Origin of the sequence: Solimonas sp. K1W22B-7, from assembly GCF_003428335.1 — a bacterium.
Taxonomy (GTDB): Bacteria; Pseudomonadota; Gammaproteobacteria; order Nevskiales; family Nevskiaceae; genus Solimonas_A.
In genome coordinates this window covers 3602800-3621419 of sequence record NZ_CP031704.1, presented here as the reverse complement: position 1 = coordinate 3621419, position 18620 = coordinate 3602800, and the positions used below count along the sequence as shown (strand labels likewise).

Genomic DNA, 18620 nt, shown 5'->3' with positions numbered 1-18620 from the left:
ACTTTATTCGTGACGTTTTGGAATGAATGCTCCCGAAAGGGTCTCTCTCAGGCCGTCAGGTAGCCCCGCAGCAGGGGCGCCAGCGCCACCTGGGCCTTGAGGCGCACCAGGGTCCAGTAATGCCCGCCGACCATGCGGTCGAGGTAGGCGGTCTTCACCGCCGGCTGGAACTGGTCCATGCGCTTGAGCACTTCCGGGCCCTTGGCGGCGGCGGCCTTGTGCATCGTCGAGCTGGCGAAGTCGAAGGGGGCGTCGGAGATGAAGGGGCGCATGACGATGCGGCGCCACTCGGCGTAGAACGCACCCTCCACCGGGGCCGAGCCCGGCACGCGGGCGCCCAGGCGGATCAGGCCGATGTCCACGCCGGCCCAGTTCTCGGCCAGCGCCGCCTTCACGGTGTCGCGGTAGGCGGCGATGCTGTCGGGCTCCAGGCGCTTGATGCAGCCGAAGTCGTAGATCACCAGGCTGCCGTCGCGGCGGTAGGCGAAGTTGCCGGGATTGGGGTCGGCATGCACCGCCTGCAGGCCGAACAGCGAGCGGCACATGAAGTGGAACAGGCGGATCGCCAGTTCGTTGCGCAGGTCCTGGTCGTATTCGGTGTTGACGGTGTCCAGGTGGTCGCCGGGCTCCAGCACCATGGTCATGACCTGCTTCGCGCAGAACTCGGGCACGGTGGCGGGCACGACGATGAGGGGGTCGTCGGCGTAGTAGTCGCGGAACAGCGCCATGTTCTGCGCCTCCTGCACGTAGTCCAGTTCTTCGTGCAGGCGCGTGCGGATCTCCTCGAACAGTTCGTCCAGCACTTCCTTGCCGACCTTGACCAGGCGCGCGCTGCGCAAGGCGAACTTGAGTTGCTTCAGGTCGGTGTCGCAGGAGGCGGCGACGCCGGGGTACTGCACCTTCACCACCACCTCGCGGCCGTCATGCAGCACGCCGCGGTGCACCTGGCCGATGGAGGCGGCGGCGTAGGGCTTCGGGTCCAGTTCGCGGAACAGTTCGGCCAGCGGCTTCTTCAGCTCGCGCTCGATCTGCTGGCGGATCACCGCGAAGGGCATCGGCGGCGCCTCCTTCTGCAGCTTCTTCAGCGGCTCGGCGATCTCGGAGGGCAGGAAATCGGCCGCCTGGGAGGCGATCTGGCCCAGTTTCATCACCGCGCCCTTGAGCTCGCCCAGGGTCTGCGCCAGCTGCTCGCCGGCCTTGGCGTTGAGCTGGTCGCGGGCCTGCTCGCGCTGCTCGGCCGTGCGGAAGCCGTTGGCCAGGGCATGGCCGGCATAGCGCGTGGCCAGGCTGGCGGTCATGCCGGCCATCTTGAGGAAGCGTTTGGCGCCGGCCGCAGGCTTGCCGGATGGGTGGTTGTCGTCGTCGCTCATGTCGGGGGCCTGGAAACTGTCGCTGACGGTACGCGCTGGCGGCCGTTGCCGTCCACTTCCGAATGGCGGTGGGGCCGGCAATTTCCCGGTCCGGACGGCTGTCGCTGCGGCCATGGCAGGGCCTGGGCGGCTATTGCAGACTTTTTGGCCTGATCCGCGCGGCGGGTCGCCTTTCATCCGGGAACCCTCGCTCCATGCTCTTCCGCCAGAACCGCGTCGCGGTCCCCCGCGATCTTGCTTCCGTCACCAGCTACGATCCCGCCCGCGAGACCGATCCCGCGGACGTGGGCCTCAAGCCGGACGCCGCCCGGCGCATCTGGTCGGCGGTGGAAGCGATGTACGGCAGCGGCCTGCACCCGGGCGTGTCCATCACCGTGCGCCGCCATGGCCGCGTGATCCTGGACCGCGCGATCGGCCATGCGCGCGGCAATGCGCCGGGCGAGCAGGGCGAAAAGCAGCTCCTGACGCCACAGACGCCGGTCTGCCTGTTCTCCGCCTCCAAGGCGATCAGCGCCATGCTGATCCACAAGCTGGCCGAGCAGGGCAAGCTGCAGCTGGATGCGCGGGTTGCCGACTACCTGCCGGAATACGGCAACAACGGCAAGGAGAAGACCACGCTGCGCCAGCTGCTGGCGCACCGCGCCGGCATCCCCGAGGTGCCGCTGAAGAATGTCGACCCGACGGTGCTCAACGACTTCGACACGATCGTGCGCCTGCTCTGCGCGTCCAAGCCCAATGCCGCGCACGGCCGCCAGCAGTCCTACCACGCGGTCACCGCCGGCTACATCGCCGGCGCGGTGGCGCAGCGGGTCAGCGGCCGCTCGCTGCCGGAGCTGCTGCGCACCGAGCTGGCCGAGCCGCTGGGCTGCGAGTACTTCCGTTACGGCCTGGCACCGGAGCAGCAGCCGCGGGGCGCGCTCAATGCCTTCACCGGCCCGTCACTGCCGGCGCCGGTGGCGATGATCGCCAAGCGCGCGCTGTACGTCGATTTCGAGGAACTGGCGGTGCTGACCAACGACCCGCACTTCATGGAGTCGGTGGTGCCGGCGGCCAACATCTATTCCACCGCCGAGGAGTCCTGCCGCTTCTACCAGATGCTGCTCGACGGCGGCGTCTGGCAGGGCCGCCGCATCTTCAAGCCGGAAACCATCGCCGAAGCGGTGCGCCCGGCCGGCCCGATCCAGATCGACCGGACGCTGCTGGCGCCGGTGCGCTTTTCGCCGGCCTTCGTGCTGGGGGAATGGCCGTTCGGTCTCTACGGCAGCAACTGCCCGAAGGCCTTCGGGCACCTGGGCTTCCTGAACATCATCTGCTGGGCCGACCCGGACCGCGACATCTCGGTGTCGCTGCTCAATACCGGCAAGACGGTGGCGCCGGACAGCCTGCTGACCGTGGCGCGGGTGCTGGGGGCGATCAGCCGCAACTGCCCGCGCGTGAAGGGACGCTAGCCGGCCTGCTTGTCGTCGTCGGCGGAACGGGGAGCGTCGCCCTTGGTGGCGCTCTTCTTCTGGAGCTTTTCTTCCTTCTTTGCCTTCTTGGCCAGCTCTTTCTGACGCTTTGCGAACGAGTAATTGGGCGTGGCCATAGGCATTCCTGTGCTGGGCGGGTTCGGGCAAATGCGAACCGGTAGGCCACAAGCATAGCAGGCGCCCCCGGACAGTTGTTCCCGGCGCGAACGATCTTGGCTCCGCCGCTTCGCGCTAAAGTGCGGAAAAAGCGGAGGAAAACCATGGATTTCGCTATCCCGGCCGACATCGCCGCCTTCCTGGCGGAGATGGACGGTTTCATCGAGCGCGAGCTGAAACCGCTGGAGCAGGCGGACGACAACATCCGCTTCTTCGACCACCGCCGCGAGGACGCGCGCACCGACTGGGACCGCGGCGGCCTGCCGACCCCGGAGTGGGAGGCCCTGCTGGCCAGGGCACGGGGCATGGCCGACGCCGCCGGCTTCTACCGCTACCCCCTGCCCAAGGCCATGGGCGGGCGCGACGGCAGCAACCTGGGCATGGCGATCATCCGCGAGCATCTTGCCCACCTGGGGTTGGGCCTGCATTGCGACCTGCAGAACGAGCACGCCATCGTCAGCAACCACGTCGGCCTGTTGCTGATGCACGAATACGGCAGCGCGGAGCAGAAGGAGCATTTCCTCGAGCCGCTGCTGCGCGGCGAGGCCTTCTTCGCCTTCGGCATCACCGAGCCGGAGCACGGCTCCGACGCCACGCACATGGAAACCGTGGCGGTGCGCGACGGCGAGGGCTGGCGCATCAATGGCGAGAAGACCTGGAATACCGGCATCCATACCGCCAGCCACGACCTGATCTTCGCCCGCACCGCCGGCAAGGCCGGCGACGGCCTGGGCATCACCGCCTTCCTGGTGCCGGTGGCGGCGCAGGGCTTCCGCATCGAGGAATACCTGTGGACCTTCAACATGCCCACCGACCACGCGCGGGTGTCGCTGAAGGACGTGTTCGTGCCGCAGTCGGCGATCTTCGGCAAGGAAGGGCAGGGTCTGGCGGTGGTGCAGCATTTCTTCAACGAGAACCGCATCCGCCAGGCCGCGTCCAGCCTCGGCGCGGCGCAGTACTGCATCGACGAATCGGTGGAGTATGCGAAGCAGCGCAAGCCCTTCGGCAAGCCGCTGGCCACCAACCAGGCGATCCAGTTCCCGCTGGTGGAGCTGCAGACGCAGTGCGAGATGCTCAGGGCGCTGATCCACAAGACCGCGTGGCTGATGGATACGCAGGGGCGCTTCTCGGCCTCCGACAAGGTGTCGATGTGCAACTACTGGGCGAACCGCCTGTGCTGCGAGGCGGCGGACCGCGCGATGCAGGTGCATGGCGGCCTGGGCTACTCGCGGCACAAGCCCTTCGAGCACATCTACCGCCATCACCGCCGCTACCGCATCACCGAGGGCACCGAGGAAATCCAGATGCGCCGCGTCGCCGGCTACCTGTTCGGCATGATGAAGCAGCGCGCGCCCAAGGGAGTGGTCGAGGAATGAGCGCGGAGCTGGCGGAGAAGCTGCCCGCGGTGCTGGCGCGGCTGCTGCCGGGCTTCCGCGCGCTGCAGTCCTGCGAGCGCCTGTCGGGCGGTGCCAGCCAGGAGACCTGGCGGCTGCTGGTGGAGGCGGAAGGTGGCTCGCAACGCTATGCGCTGCGGCGCGCACCAGGCGGAGTGACGCAGCGGGCGCAAGCCACCGCGGGCCTGGAAGCGGAGGCGCGCCTGCTGACTGCTGCGCACACGGCCGGCGTGCCGGAACCGCGCGTGCTCGGGTTGCTGCAGCCGCAGGACGGTCTCGGTGCCGGCTTTCTCATGGAATGGCTGGACGGCGAAACCCTCGGCACGCAGATCCTGCGCAGCGAAGCGCTGGCGACGGTGCGTCCGCGCCTGGCGCGGCAGTGCGGCGAGGTGCTGGCGCGGATCCACGCGATCGACCCGGATCGCGCCGGCCTGCGCGGCCTGCTGCCCGAGCGCACGCCGGAGCAGCTGGTGCGCGAGACCTGGGTGACCTACCAGGGCTACGGCACGCCGCAGCCGATGATCGACTACACCGCGCGCTGGCTGCTGGATCATCTGCCGCCGCCGTCCGCGCAGCGCCTGGTGCATGGCGACTTCCGCAACGGCAACCTGATGGTCGCGCCGGAGCGGGGCATCGTCGGCGTGCTGGACTGGGAGCTGGCGCAGCGGGGCGATCCGATGCGCGATCTCGGCTGGCTGTGTACGCCGTCCTGGCGCTTCGGCCGGCACGAGTTGCCGGTGGGCGGCTTCGGCCCGATCGAGGAACTGCTGGAGGGCTACGCCGCCGTCGCCGGCGAGCGTCCCTCGGCGGAACGGCTGCACTGGTGGATCGTGTTCGGCGCGTTCTGGTGGTCGATGGGCACGCTGATGATGACGCAGTTCTACCGCCAGGGGCCGGACCGATCGGCCGAGCGTGTCGCCATCGGCCGGCGCAGCTCGGAATGCCAGATCGACTGCGTCAACCTGCTGCTGGCCGGGCCGGTGCTGCCGCTGGCGCCCGCTGCTGCCATGCCGGACATGGAGATGCCGCGCACCGACGAACTGCTCGACAGCACCACGGCCTTCCTGCGCGAGGAAGTCACCGCCGCGACCAAGGGGCGTGTGTCCTTCCTGGCGCGCGTCGCCGCCAACTCGCTGGAGATCGTGCAGCGCGAACTGCAGCTGGGCGCGCAATGCCGCGCGCGCGAACAGGCCGGGCTGGAACGGGTGCTCGGGCATGGCGGTGAGCGGGAAGCGCTGCGCCGCGAACTGGTGGAAGGCTTGCGCTCGGGCGTCATCGCGCTGGACCGTCCCGGGCTGCCGGAGCATCTGCGCCAGAGCGTCGCCGACCAGGTGGCGATCGACCAGCCGAAGTACCCGGGCTACCGGACGGCGCTGCAGGCCTGAGCGCGGGTGGCGGTTCTGCAGCGATCGTCATCGTAGCGTCACGAATCCTTCTCCCGGCCTCCGTAATCTGCGCACGCCGAATCCGCGAGCCGCGGGCCTGTCGGCGACCGGCGAGGCCAGGGAACCCGCCGGACTCATCTTTACTCCGGGGGAATTCCATGCTGCGTCGGCGTGCTCTGCGTTTGTCTGTGGTGCTCGGTTCACTGGCAGCGATTCCGCTGGCCATCGCCGCCAACTTCAGCGTCACCGGCAGCGATACCGCCGCCAAGACGCTCAACCCCACCAGCGGCACGACGCAGACCGGTACCGTATCGGCTGCCGGCGATCTCAATGTCTCCGGCGGGAGCGTTGCGGTCACCATCACCGGCGGCGGCGCCACCAGCACCGCCAACATCGACAACAGCGGCAAGATCCGCCAGACCGCCAGCGGCCGCGCGATCCGCAACAGCTCCGGCATCGCGGTCATCGGCATCGAGAACCGCGCCGGTGCGACGATCTCGGCCAACGGCGACGACGCCATCCAGGTCTCGGTGCCGGGCAGCTCGGTGACGGTGAACAACGCCGGCACCATCAGCTCCGGCAACAACCGCGCCTTCAACGCGCGCGAGATCACCAGCAACACCTTCAATAACCTGTCGACCGGCATCGCGCGCGGCACCGCTGCCGACGCCGTGCGCCCCGGCACCAACGGCATCGTCACCAACGCCGGCCTGATCGAGGCGCTGCCCAACACCCTCAACAGCGGCGGCGTGATCAAGGCCGACAGCGACGAGGGCATCAAGCTCGACGTGGTCAGCACCAGCGGCCTGCCGGTAACCGGCGTGTCGGTGACGAACTCCGGTACGATCACCGGCCGCCACGGCATCACGGGCGGCGCCAATTCCGCCGGCGCCTTCAACATGTCCGTCACCAACCAGGCGGGCGGCACCATCCGTGGTATCGACGGGTCCGGCATCAACATCGACAGCGTCGTCGGCGGCAATCGGGGCGATGCCACGGTCGTCAATGACGGCAACATCTTCGGCGACTTCGATTCGGTGACCTACAACACCGGCGACGGCGACGGCGTCGATGTGGACGGACTGGTGACGCTGACCAACAACGGCATCATCCGCGGCCGTGGCGCCGGCGGCCTCGGCAGCGACGGCGGAGCCAGCAACCCGGAAGGCGTCTCGGTGGGCGGTGGCACCATCATCAACAACAGCGGTGCCGAGATCACCGGCCAGGACACCAGCGGCTTCGGCACCAAGGGCCACGGCATCCTGGCGGACGATTCCAGCGGCGGCACGGCACCGGGGACGACCAGTGTCACCAACGCGGGCCTGATCCGCGGCTACGACAGCTATGCCATCCGTTTCATCGGCAACCGTGCCGACAGCATCGCCAACAACGCCGGCGGCAACATCCGCGGCGGCGGCAACGCCGCGCAGGGCCCGGCGATCCAGATGGGCGACGGTGCCGACACGCTCAGCAACAGCGGCAGCATCGTCGGCGACAACGGCCTGGCGATCGATCTCGAAGCCGGCAACGACACGCTGCACATCCTCGGCGGCTCCGCTTCGATCAGCGGCGACGTGTCCGGCGGCAGCGGCAGCAACACGCTGGACTTCGATCCGGGCGCCAGCCTGTCCTTCAGCTACTCCGGTGTGCTGTCCAACTTCTCCGCGGTGGAAATCAAGAGCGGTACCGTGAGCCTGTCGGGCGCCAGCAGCTATGCCGGCGACACCACCGTCACCGCCGGCACCCTGGTTGCCGTCAACAGCACGGGCTCGGCCACCGGCACTGGCAGCGTGACGCTGCGCAGTGCCGCCACGTTGGGCGGCAACGGCCATGTCGGTGCAGTGCTGGCAGAAGCGGGCGCCATCCTGGCCCCGTCGGGCGTGCTGACCGTCGACAGTCTCAGCCTGGCTTCCGGCGCGAAGCTCAAGCTCGCCCTGGGTGCGTCCTCAGGCCGTCTCGATGTCAGCGGCGCCCTGGGCTTCAGCGGCGGCGGCACGCTGGTGATCGACATCCTCGACAACGGCATCGTCGCCGGCACCGACTACACCCTGCTCAACTTCGGCTCGGCCTCGGGCTTCACCACCGCCAACGTCAGCCTCGGCAGCGTCCCGCCCGGCCTGGAAGGCAGCCTCGAGGTCACGACCAACGCGGTGGTCCTGCGCGCACCGGCGGAAATCAGCGTGACGCCGTCCAGCCTGAGCTTCGGCAACATCGTCGTCGACGCCAGCAGCGCGGTGCAGTCGGTGACGGTGAGCAATCCCGGCACGGTGCCGCTGCAGGTCGGTGCACTGGCCCTGGGGGGCAGCCATCCCGGCGACTTCGTCATCGTTGCCAACGGCTGCACCGGCGCAGTGGCCGCCAGCGCCAGCTGCGAGATCGACGTCCGCTTCACGCCCGGCGCCACCGGCAGCCGCAGCGCCAACCTCAGCATTCCGTCCAACGCCTCGGGCAGCCCCGAACTGGTGTCGCTGTCGGGCAGCGGTGTCGCGGCGAACTACAGCCTGCAGGCCAGTGCCTCGGGCCTGGGCTTCGGCAACCAGCCGGTCGGCAGCACCAGCAGCGGCCACAGCCTGAACCTGAGCAACAACGGCAATAGTCCCATCACCGTCAGCGGCTTCAGCGCCGGCGGCAGTCATCCGGCGGACTTCGCCATCGCCAGCGACGGCTGCAGCGGGCATCTGCTCGCCGTGGGCGCGTCCTGCAGCGTCAGCTTCAGCTTCACCCCGGGTGCCGCGGGCAGCCGCAGCGCCGTGGAAACCGTCTCCAGCAGCCCGGCCCAGACCGGCGCGTCGGCCAGCTTCACGCTGGGCGGCACCGGCACCCAGGCCAGTGTCGGCTTCAGCCCGGCCAGCCTCGCCTTCGGCAACCAGCCGGTGTCCAGCAGCAGCCTGCCGCAGCCGCTGGTCCTGTCCAATACCGGAGACGCTCCGCTGTCGATCACCAGCATCGCTGCCAGCGGCGATTTCTCGGCCTCGCACAACTGCGCGGCCGTGCTGGCGCCCGCCGCCAGCTGCCAGGTCGACGTCACGTTCTCGCCCAGCGCCGCGGGTGCGCGCAACGGCATGGTGAGCCTGGTCAGCAACGCTCCGTCCAGCCCGGACACCGCCGGCCTCAGCGGAACCGGCACGCAGGCGGGCCTGGGAGTCAGCGGCCAGCTGGCCTTCGGCAGCCGCACGGTGGGCACGCCCACGGCGCCGCAGAACGTCACGGTCACCAACACCGGCACGGCGACGCTGTACGTCGGCACGCCGACCCTGGGCGGCAGCCATCCGGGGGATTTCTCGATCGCCAGCAATGGCTGCGGCAGCGGCATCGCGCCGGCCGCGACCTGCGTGATCGGCGTGGTGTTCACGCCGACCGCCACCAGCACCCGCAGCGCCAGCCTGCTGATCCCCTCGAACGCCCCCGGCAGCCCGGCGAGCCTGCCGCTGAGCGGTACCGGTCTCAGCGGCGGCGCCAAGCCGGGCAAGCTGACGATCTCCGCGATCAAGGTTTCGGCCAAGGAGGCCGTCGGCACCGCGGTGTTCAAGGTGGCGCGCACCGGTGGCCGCGATGGCGCGGTCAGCGTCCACTACGCCACGGCCGACGGCACGGCCCTGGCGGGCGAGGACTACCAGTCCGTGTCCGGCAACCTGACCTGGGAATCCGGCGACGTGACGCCGCGCCTGGTGACCGTGAACCTGGTTGACGACCTGCAGGTCGAGACCCCGGAAACCTTCACGCTGGCGCTGTCCGCGCCGACCGGTGGCGCCGTGCTGGGCAATGCCCTGAGCACCGCGAGCATCACCAGCGACGACAAGGCCGGCTCGCTGTCCTTCGTCGGCTCGAGCCTCACCGTCAGCGAGAATGCCGGCAGCGTCACCGTGACCCTGCGCCGCACCGGCGGCAACGGCAACGCAGTGGGCATTCACTACGCGACGGCCGACGGTACCGCGCTGGCGGGCACGGACTACGGCGCCACCTCCGGCGACCTGTCCTGGGCAGCCGGCGACGTGGCCAACAAGAGCTTCACCATCCCGATCACCTGGGATAGCGCCAGCGAAAAGGCCGAGAAGTTCAGCGTGCTGCTGTCGTTGCCGACCGGTGGGGCCAAGCTGGGCAGCCCCAAGACGCTGAAGGTGACGATCGGCAACGTCAATCACTAAGCGCCGTTGTGGACAGGGAAGGGGCGGCCATGGCCGCCCCTTTTTTTGTGCGCGGCCCTGGCCGTGCGAGGGCCGTAACCCCGTTTGGCCGGGATTCCCGTTTACAGGGAAAGCCGGCCTGCGCCAATGCAGGCACAATCCCGCCGTGCCCTGCCAGGAGGCTGCGATGTCCTCGAAGTTCCGTCTTGCCCTCGCGCTGTTGCTGCCGCTTGCCTGCGCCCATGCGGCGCCGCTGCAGGAGAAGGACGTGCCCGCGCCCCTGCAGCCCTGGGTCGGCTGGGCGCTGCAGGGCGAGGACTTGCGAGCCTGCCCGCTGGCCGCTGAAGGTGAAGGCCGCGAATGCCGCTGGCCCTCCGCGCTGAGCCTGGACCTGGATGGCCGGGGCGGGCGCTTCGAGCTGGCGCTGCGGCTGTACGCGCCCGGCTGGGTGCGGCTGCCCGGCGATGCCGCGCGCTGGCCGCGCGATGTCAGCGCCGATGGCAAGGCGGCGCCGGTGGTGGAGCACGAGGGCGCGCCGGCGGTGTGGCTGGTGGCGGGCGAGTATCGCCTGCGCGGCGATTTCGACTGGTCGCGCCTGCCCGAGGGCCTGCCGCTGCCGCCGGATGCCGGCCTGGTGAGCCTGCGGGTCGATGGCGAGGAGCGCAGCAGTCCCACGCGCAACGCCGAGGGTGAGCTGTGGCTGGGTGCCGCCGGCGCCGCCGCCAGCGGCGATCACCTGGAACTGCAGGTGCTGCGCCGCGTCGAGGACGATATTCCGCTGCGCCTGGTGACGCAGCTGCTGCTGGAGGTGGCGGGGCAGGCGCGCGAGGTGGTGCTGGGGCCGGCGTTGCCGGCCGGCTTCACGCCGCTGTCGCTGTCCGGTGACCTGCCGGCACGGCTCGACGAGCAGGGCCGCCTGCGCGTCGGCCTGCGTCCCGGCGTCTGGCGCGTGACGCTCGTCGCCCGTGCGCCGGCGCCGGTGGCGAAGCTGGAACTGGCGAAGCTGCCGGAGCCCTGGCCGGCCGAGGAAACCTGGTCGGTGCATGCGCGGCCGGAGCTGCGCGTGATCGAGCCCAGCGGTGCCGCGCCGCTGGATCCGCGCCAGACGCAGTTGCCGGAAGAGTGGAAGGCCGATCCCGCCTACCTGATGCAGCCGGGCACGGTGCTGGTGCTGAACGAGCGCAGCCGTGGCGAGGCCGTGCCGCCGCCCGACGAGGTGACCCTGCACCGCGAGCTGTGGCTGGATTTCGACGGCGGCGGCTGGACCCTGCGCGACACGCTGGGCGGCAAGCTCGCCAGCCGCTGGCGCCTGGAGGCGGCTGCGCCGCTGGCGCTGGGCCGTGCCGATTCCGATGGCGAGCCGCAGCTGATCACGCGGCTGGCGCCGGAAGCGCCGGCCGGCGTGGAAGTGCGCCATGGCCAGCTCGCATTCCTGGCTGAAAGCCGCGTCGACGATTCGCTGCGCAGCCTGCCGGCCAATGGCTGGAACATCGAGCTGCATGCCGTGAACACGACGCTGCACCTGCCGCCGGGCTGGCGCCTGTTCGCGGCCAGTGGTGTGGACCGCGCCGATACCTGGCTGTCGCGCTGGACGCTGCTGGACCTGTTCCTGGTGATGATCGTCGCGGTGGCGAGCCTGCGCCTGTTCGGCGCCGCCACCGGCGGCATCGCGCTGGCCGCGCTGGCGCTGAGCTGGCACGAGGCCGGGGCGCCGCAATGGGCCTGGCTCAACCTGATCGCCGCCGTGGCGTTGCTGCGCGCGCTGCCGGAGGGCCTGCGCGGCGAGCGCCTGGCACGCTTCCTCGATCGCTACCGCTGGCTGTCGGCGGCGGCGCTGCTGCTGATCGCGCTGCCCTTCGCGCTGACGCAGGTGCGCGAGGCGATGTATCCGCAGCTGGAGCGGGTGGGGCAGGAATCGCCGGGCTTCAGCTTTGACCTGGCAAAGGAGCAGGCGGCCGCAATGCCTGAACCCGCGGCACCACCACCGCCGATGGCGGAGGCCGGCCAGGCGGCGCCCGCAGTGGAAGACGTGTTTGAAGAGCGGGCCAGGAGGGATGTGGTCAGCCCGCGCGTACTGGCGTCGATGGCGAAGGACAAGGCATCCCGCTATGGCGGCTACCCGCAGGCAAACAACGTCTCGCAGCAATCCCTCAAGAGCCTCGACCCCAACGCGCTGACCCAGACCGGCCCCGGCCTGCCGGAGTGGCGCTGGGCCTCTGCCAGCCTGTCGGCGGCGGGGCCGGTGACGGTGGAACAGGAGATGGGTCTGTGGCTGTCGCCGCCCTGGATGACGCGCAGCCTGAAGCTGCTGGCGCTGCTGCTGATGGCGCTGACGCTGCTGCGCTGGATGGGCGGTGGCTGGCCGCGCCTGCCGCAGCGCCGCGTTGCCGCGCCTGCGGCAATGGCCGCGCTGCTATTGACGCTGGGCGGCAGCCTGGGCTGGGCGCCGCCGGCACTGGCCGAGACACCGGTGCCGCCGATGCCGGAGCAGTCCTGGCTGGACGAGTTGAAGAATCGCCTGCTGGCGCCGCCGGAATGCGCGCCGCGCTGCGCCGAGTTGCCGCGCATGGCGCTGAGCGCACAGGGCAATGTGCTGAGCCTGCGCCTGACCATCGACGCCGCCGCTGAATCGGCCTTGCCGCTGCCGCTGCCGGCGGTGGCGGATGGCGCGCAGGACACGGTATGGCAACCGCAGGAGGCCCTGCTCGACGGGCGTCCGGCGGCGCTACGCCGCGACACCCAGGGCCAGCTGTGGCTGGCCGCTCCCGCCGGCCGCCACGAACTGCTGCTGCGCGGCAGCCTGTCGGGCTTCACGCAGGTGCAGCTGCCGCTGCCGCTGGCGCCGCGCGGCGTGCGCGCCGAGCTGTCGGGCTGGGCGCTGGCGGGATTGAACGAGGAGGGCCAGCCGGCCGCGACGCTGCAGCTGAGCCGCCTGCGTGAAGCCGGCGCGAGCGCGGCGACGGGCAGCGAGCAGGCCTTGCCGGCGCTGCTGGTGGTGACCCGCACGCTGCGCCTGGGCCTGGACTGGGAGGTGGAGACGGTGCTGAGCCGCGAGGGCGTGATGCACACGCCGGTGCTGGCGCGCGTGCCGCTGCTGCCGGGCGAGCGCCTCACCGGCGAGAACCTGCGTGCGGTTGACGGCGCCGTGGAAGTGGCCTTGGCGCCGCAGGAGAGCGAGCGGCGCTGGACCTCGCGCCTGGAGCAGGCGCGCGAGCTGAAGCTGCTGGCGCCCAAGGGCAGCGAGCTCTACGAGGTCTGGCGCTTCGACGTCAGCCCGCTGTGGCATGCCGACTTCGCTACCGAAGGCGCTGGCGCGCTGCCGCCGGTGCGGCGCGAGGACCAGGGCTACTGGCTGCCGCAGTTCCAGCCCTGGCCGGGTGAGTCGCTGGCCGTGAAGCTGTCGCGCCCGGCCGGCGCGCAGGGACAGGTGGTGACGCTGGAGCGCAGCCAGCTGCTGCTGCAGCCGGGGCTGCGCGCGCGCGACGCCACGCTGAAGTTGCGCCTGCGCTCGGGCCAGGGCGGCTCGCAGCTGCTGACGCTGCCGGCCGGCTGGTCGCTGCTGGGCCTGAGCCAGGATGGCGTGCCGCAGCCGCTGCGCCAGAGCAACAGCGACAAGGGCGTGCAGGTGCCGCTGACGCTGCGTCCCGGTGCGCAGGACTTCGAGTTGAAGCTGCGCAGCGACGAGGCCATGGCCCTGCTGCTGCACACGCCGGCGATCGACCTGGGCCTGCCCGGCGTCAACGCCGTGCTGGACCTGGAGCTGCCGCAGGATCGCTGGCCGCTGCTGCTGGGCGGTCCGCGACTGGGGCCGGCGGTGCTGTTCTGGTCGGTGCTGGCGGTGCTGATGGTGATCGCCGTGGGCCTGGGCCGCCTGACGCTGACGCCGCTGCGCGCGGCGCAATGGATGCTGCTGATGGTGGGCCTGTCGCAGATCCCGGTGCCCGCGGCGGCCGTGGTGGTGGGCTGGCTGCTGGCGCTGGGCTGGCGCGGGCGCATGCCGGAGACCTGGTCCTGGCGGCGCTTTGACCTGGTGCAGGTCGGGCTGCTGCTGCTGACGCTGGCGGCGCTGTCGACGCTGTTCGGTGCCGTGGCGCACGGGCTGCTCGGTTCGCCGGACATGCAGATCACCGGCAACCAGTCCTTCGGCAACTCGCTGCACTGGTACCAGGACCGCTACGGGCAGCTGCTGCCGACGGCCTGGGTGCTGTCGGTGCCGATGTGGGTCTACCGCCTGCTGATGCTGGCCTGGGCGCTGTGGCTGGCCAATGCTTTGCTCGGCTGGCTGCGTTGGGGCTGGCAGCAGTACGGGCAGGGCGGTTTGTGGAAGAAGAAGCCGGTGGTTATCGCGCCGCCGACGGTGGAGACGCCGCAGGCTTGAGGTGCTTTTGTAGGAGCGGCTGTTGGCTTAACTCGGCCTGACATTGAGTCAGCCCTCGCCGTGGCCAACAGCTAGCCGCGAACGCCGGTGGCTATGTTGACCGGCGTTCGCGGCTAACAGCCGCTCCTACGAGAAGAATCTGGCGCCTTTTTCTTGTGGGAGCGGCTGTTGGCTTAACTCAGACTGACATTGAGTCAGCCCTCGCCATGGCCAACAGCAGTCGCGATCTTCTCGTAAAAGATCGCGACTCGCGTCGCTCCCACGAGGATCGCCGTTCAATGCAGCCGCTGCTCCCCGCACTCCGCCGCGCGCCGCAGCATCAGGTCGCGCTCGCGGCTGTTGCGGGTCAGTGCGGCGGCGCGCTCGAATTCCGTGCGCGCCTCGTCGAGGCGGCCGAGCTTGAACAGCAGGTCGCCGCGCACGCCGGGCAGCAGGTGGTAGTTCTTCAGCGCCGCTTCCGACTGCAGCGCGTCGACCAGTTCCAGCCCCGCGGCAGGGCCGTAGGCCATGGCCAGCGCCACGGCGCGGTTGAGGTCCACCACCGGCGAGGGCATCAGTTGCGACAAGGCGTCGTAGAGCGCGGCGATGCGCGGCCAGTCGGTGTCCTCGGCGCGGCGTGCCCGCGCGTGGCAGGCCGCGATCGCGGCCTGCAATGCGTAAGGCCCCAGGCCGCCGCCGAGCTGCTCGGCACGGCGCAGGGCCTTGAGGCCGCGCTGGATCAGCAGCAGGTCCCAGCGTGCGCGGTTCTGTTCCAGCAACAGCACCGGCTCACCGTTGGGGCCGACGCGTGCATGCTGGCGCGAGGCCTGGATTTCCATCAGCGCCACCAGGCCATGCACCTCGGGCTCTTGCGATGCCAGGCCGGCGAGGATGCGACCCAGGCGCAGGGCTTCCTCGCACAGCGTCGGGCGCATCCAGTCGTCGCCCGCGGTGGCGGCATAGCCCTCGTTGAAGACCAGGTAGATCACCTCGAGCACCGAGCCCAGGCGTTCGCCCAGTTCGGCGCTGCGCGGCACCTCGAAGGGCACGCGCGCCTCCGACAGCGTGCGCTTGGCGCGCACGATGCGCTGCGCCACGGTCGGCTCGGACACCAGGAAGGCGCGGGCGATCTCGTCGGTGGAGAGGCCGCCGAGCAGGCGCAGCGTCAGCGCCGTACGCGCCTCGGTGGACAGTACCGGGTGGCAGGCGATGAACATCAGGCGCAGCAGGTCGTCGCCGATGTCGTCGTCCAGCGCCGTGTCGAAGTCGGGCATGGCCAGCTCCTGTTCCTGCATCTCGCGGCCCAGTTCCTCGTGCTTGCGCTCGGCCAGCTTGAGGCGGCGCAGGCGGTCGATCGCGCGATGCTTGGCCGTGGCCATCAGCCAGGCGCCCGGGTTGTCCGGCACGCCGGATTCCGGCCACTGCTCCAGCGCCGACACCAGCGCGTCCTGCGCCATCTCCTCGGCCAGGCCGACGTCGCGCAGCAGGCGCGTCAGGCCGGCGATCAGGCGCGGCGATTCCATGCGCCAGACGGCGTCGATGCGGCGGTGGACCGGGGTGCTCACGCGGCCTGGCCCGGAATGTAGTGGCCGATCGGCAGGATCTCGATGCCCCAGCCGACCTGCTCGCCGAGTTCCGCCGCCGGGTGCTTCGAGGCGATGGCGATGGCCTCGGTGATGTCGGCGGCCTCGATCATGAACAGGCCGCCGACCAGTTCCCTGGCCTCGGTGTAAGGGCCGTCGGTGACGACCGGCTTGCCATTGCGGGGGCGCAGGCAGGCCCAGTCCCCCGGGTCGGCCAGGGCGCCTGCGAACAGCACGCGACCTGTGGCATGCAATGCGGCGTCGCGGGGCGGGCACTGGCTGACCAGGGCCTGCCTGTCGGCCGGACTCATGGCCTTGAACTTCTCCACGTCGTAGTAGCCCAGGCAGAGATACTTCTTCATCGCGGTGTCCTCGCGTGGTCCGGCATCAGGCGCCCGCTGCGGCGGCTGCAGGGGCCGGTTCTTGGACCGGGGCTGCCGCGGGGATTTCCGCCGGGGCGGCGGGTGTGGCTTCCGCCACGGACTTCAGCGTCGCGAGGCCCTTCTCGAAATCGCCGCCGACCATCTTGTCCATGTTGAACAGCGTGCCCATCAGCTTGGACATGAAGTTGGCGGGGCCGTGCATGGCCCAGCTGACGCGTGTGCCGCTGCCCTCGGGCTGCAGGGTGAACTCGGCCTGGTTGTGAGCCTCGAAGGGGACCATGAAATCGAGCTTGATGCCGATCTTCGAGGGCGCCGTCGCTTCAGTGATTTCCATGCGGCCGGAGCCGACGTTCTTGTCGCCCTCCCAGGCGTAGCTCGCGCCCAGGCCGCTTTCGGCGCCGCCGTAGGTCCGCTTCAGCGCGGGATCGAGCTTCTCGTAGGGCGACCACTGGGTCCAGCGATGGAAGTCGGCGATGAGCGGGTAGATCTGCTCCGCCGGTGCCTGCACGACGGTGGAGCGTTCGACGCGGAAGATGTCGGGCTGCGTGGCGGCGTAGCCCAGCAGGGCGGCGATCGCCAGTGCCAGCGCAATGAGGATTTTCTTGATCATCGGAGATCCCTTCAGCCCTTCTGGCCTATGTTCTGCTGCATGTCCTTGAAGTCGGACGCGGCTTCCTGCACGTCGGCGGGGAAGTCCTCGAACTCCTGCACCTGGCGGATCTCGATCACTTCGTTGTCGCCGCCCGGGCAGCGCCGGGCCCACTCGATGGCCTCCTCGCGCGACTTCACCTGGATCATCCAGTAGCCGCCCAGCACTTCCCTGGCCTCTGCGAAGGGGCCGTCGGTGACCTTGGGCCTGCCGCCCTGGAAGGACACGCGGGCGCCCATCGAGGGCGGGTGCAGGCCGTCCAGGGCCAGCAGCACGCCGGCCTCCTGCAGCGCGCTGTTGTACTTCATCATCGCCTCGACGGCCTTGGCGTCGGGCATGGTTCCGGCGGGGGCACTCTCGTAGCCGCCGGGAATCATCAGCATCATGAAACGCATGGTCCTGTCTCCCGGTTCAGACGACGTGGATCAGCCAGTTGATGCCGAACTTGTCGGTCAGGGCCCCGAAGCGCGGCGAGAAGAAGGTCTTCTGCAGCGGCATGTCGGCGCGGCCGCCCTCGGACAGCGCTGCGTAGGCCTTGTCCGCGTCGGCCTCGGCCTTGAGGTTCAGCGACAGCGAGAAGCCGCCGAAGCGGGTGGTGCCGTTGCACATGCCGTCGGAGGCCATGATCGTGCTTTCGCCGATGCGGAAGGAGGAGTGCATGATCTTGTTCTCGTTGCCCGGAGCGAGGCCGGGATTCGGCTCCGGGCTTTCGCTGAAGCGCAGGATCATTTCGACCTGCGCGCCCACGGTCTTCTTGTAGAACTCCAGGGCCTCTTCGCAGCGGCCGTCGAACATCAGGTAGGGTTGGATATTCATGGTGGTTTTCCTCGGATTTCTGATTCTGAAAAGGATCATGGATTGACGGTCAGCCGCGCAGCAGCATCCAGGCAATGTCCAGCAGCAGGACGATGGTGGCCAGGCCGCCGATGATGAAACTGATGGTGCGCCAGGGCTGGGTCGCTGAAAGATAGGCCCAGGAATGCACGTAACGGGCGAACACGAACACCGCGAACAGCGCGCTGGCCAGCTTCAGGCCGCCGCCGAGCAGCACATACACCAGGCCCAGCAGCAGGAACGGGTAGATCGCCGCCTCGGCGTTGCGGTGCGCGCGCAGCACGCGCGCCACTTCCGGCGGATCGGTGTCGCGCAGCGTTCCGCCGAATCGCGCGGCGTCCTCGGGGTTGATCGCGATCTTCGTCCTGCCGCGCGTCGCGCCGCTGTAGCCCCAGAGGAACAGCAGGTTCAGCACCAGCAGGATGGAGGTGAGCGCGTAGGCGCCCAGTGCCGGATATTGCGGGTTCATGCGATATCTCCAATGCGGGTGATAGCCTGCGCCGAGACGGTGCTCCAGGGCATGCGGGCCAGCGCCGGCTGCGCCTCCGGCGGGAAGTGGGCGGCCTCCGCCAGCTGGCGGATTTCGATCTCGGCATCGCCGCCGGCCAGCGAGGGGCAGCGCCGCGCCCAGCGCACCGCTTCGGTCAGCGAGCCCGTTTCCAGCAGCACGAAGCCGGCGATGACTTCCTTGGCATCGGTGAAGGGGCCGTCGGTGACCGTCGTGCGGCCCTGCGAATAGCGCAGCTTCGCTCCGAGGGCGCTGGGCAGCAGGCCATCGCCGCCGCGATAGACGCCGGCCGCGGCCAGTTCGTCGCGGTAGCGGCCCATGGCCTCGAGCATCTGCGGGCCGGGCAGGGTGCCTGACTCGGTGAGGGCATCGTCCTTGCGGATGATCATGAAAAGCATCGATTCACTC

At 69.8% G+C, this 18620-nt stretch carries 14 protein-coding genes; 5 read left to right on the top strand and 9 right to left on the bottom strand.

From position 1 onward, the window contains the following. Positions 1 to 47: 47 nt before the first annotated feature. The gene (locus tag D0B54_RS16245) at positions 48 to 1370 is read right to left on the bottom strand and encodes an ABC1 kinase family protein (protein WP_117292317.1); all 1323 of its coding nucleotides are present in this window, start codon (positions 1368 to 1370) and stop codon (positions 48 to 50) included. 194 nt (positions 1371 to 1564) lie between these two features. On the opposite strand from D0B54_RS16245, the gene D0B54_RS16240 reads away from it, so the two are divergent. Further along, entirely contained in the window at positions 1565 to 2818 is a 1254-nt protein-coding gene (locus D0B54_RS16240) for a serine hydrolase domain-containing protein (RefSeq protein WP_162932477.1), read from the top strand. Here the strand turns inward: D0B54_RS16240 and D0B54_RS24365 are convergent. After that, a complete protein-coding gene (locus tag D0B54_RS24365; RefSeq protein WP_162932476.1) occupies positions 2815 to 2955 on the bottom strand; it encodes a hypothetical protein in 141 nt (46 codons plus the stop codon). The genes D0B54_RS16240 and D0B54_RS24365 overlap by 4 nt on opposite strands. Before the next feature lie 144 nt (positions 2956 to 3099). On the opposite strand from D0B54_RS24365, the gene D0B54_RS16235 reads away from it, so the two are divergent. The 4 genes from D0B54_RS16235 (at position 3100) to D0B54_RS16220 (ending at position 14276) form a co-directional block, all read left to right on the top strand. Next, the gene (locus D0B54_RS16235; protein ID WP_117292315.1) at positions 3100 to 4371 is read left to right on the top strand and encodes an acyl-CoA dehydrogenase family protein; all 1272 of its coding nucleotides are present in this window, start codon (positions 3100 to 3102) and stop codon (positions 4369 to 4371) included. Beyond that, positions 4368 to 5774: a phosphotransferase family protein gene (locus D0B54_RS16230; RefSeq protein ID WP_117292314.1), complete on the top strand. Its 1407-nt coding sequence runs from the start codon at positions 4368 to 4370 to the stop codon at positions 5772 to 5774. The genes D0B54_RS16235 and D0B54_RS16230 overlap by 4 nt, the downstream gene beginning before the upstream one ends. A 158-nt stretch (positions 5775 to 5932) precedes the next feature. Further along, entirely contained in the window at positions 5933 to 9919 is a 3987-nt protein-coding gene (locus D0B54_RS16225) for a beta strand repeat-containing protein (RefSeq protein WP_117292313.1), read from the top strand. A 166-nt stretch (positions 9920 to 10085) separates the two neighbouring features. Beyond that, complete coding sequence (locus tag D0B54_RS16220) at positions 10086 to 14276, top strand: hypothetical protein (protein WP_117292312.1); 4191 nt, start codon at positions 10086 to 10088, stop codon at positions 14274 to 14276. A 275-nt stretch (positions 14277 to 14551) separates the two neighbouring features. On the opposite strand, the gene D0B54_RS16215 is transcribed toward D0B54_RS16220, so the two are convergent. The 7 genes from D0B54_RS16215 to D0B54_RS16185 are packed head-to-tail and all read right to left on the bottom strand — an operon-like array spanning position 14552 to position 18610. Next, entirely contained in the window at positions 14552 to 15778 is a 1227-nt protein-coding gene (locus D0B54_RS16215) for an RNA polymerase sigma factor (protein ID WP_117295310.1), read from the bottom strand. 38 nt (positions 15779 to 15816) lie between these two features. Beyond that, on the bottom strand, positions 15817 to 16200 hold the full coding sequence (locus D0B54_RS16210) for a YciI family protein (protein ID WP_117292311.1): 384 nt from the start codon (positions 16198 to 16200) through the stop codon (positions 15817 to 15819). 25 nt (positions 16201 to 16225) lie between these two features. Next, on the bottom strand, positions 16226 to 16831 hold the full coding sequence (locus tag D0B54_RS16205) for an SRPBCC family protein (RefSeq protein WP_117292310.1): 606 nt from the start codon (positions 16829 to 16831) through the stop codon (positions 16226 to 16228). A gap of 11 nt (positions 16832 to 16842) precedes the next feature. Further along, the gene (locus D0B54_RS16200; RefSeq protein ID WP_117292309.1) at positions 16843 to 17265 is read right to left on the bottom strand and encodes a YciI family protein; all 423 of its coding nucleotides are present in this window, start codon (positions 17263 to 17265) and stop codon (positions 16843 to 16845) included. Between the two features lie 16 nt (positions 17266 to 17281). Continuing rightward, on the bottom strand, positions 17282 to 17686 hold the full coding sequence (locus D0B54_RS16195) for a VOC family protein (protein WP_117292308.1): 405 nt from the start codon (positions 17684 to 17686) through the stop codon (positions 17282 to 17284). Between the two features lie 49 nt (positions 17687 to 17735). Continuing rightward, on the bottom strand, positions 17736 to 18173 hold the full coding sequence (locus D0B54_RS16190) for an MAPEG family protein (RefSeq protein WP_117292307.1): 438 nt from the start codon (positions 18171 to 18173) through the stop codon (positions 17736 to 17738). Further along, a complete protein-coding gene (locus tag D0B54_RS16185; protein WP_117292306.1) occupies positions 18170 to 18610 on the bottom strand; it encodes a YciI family protein in 441 nt (146 codons plus the stop codon). The genes D0B54_RS16190 and D0B54_RS16185 overlap by 4 nt, the downstream gene beginning before the upstream one ends. Between the last annotated feature and the right edge of the window lie 10 nt (positions 18611 to 18620).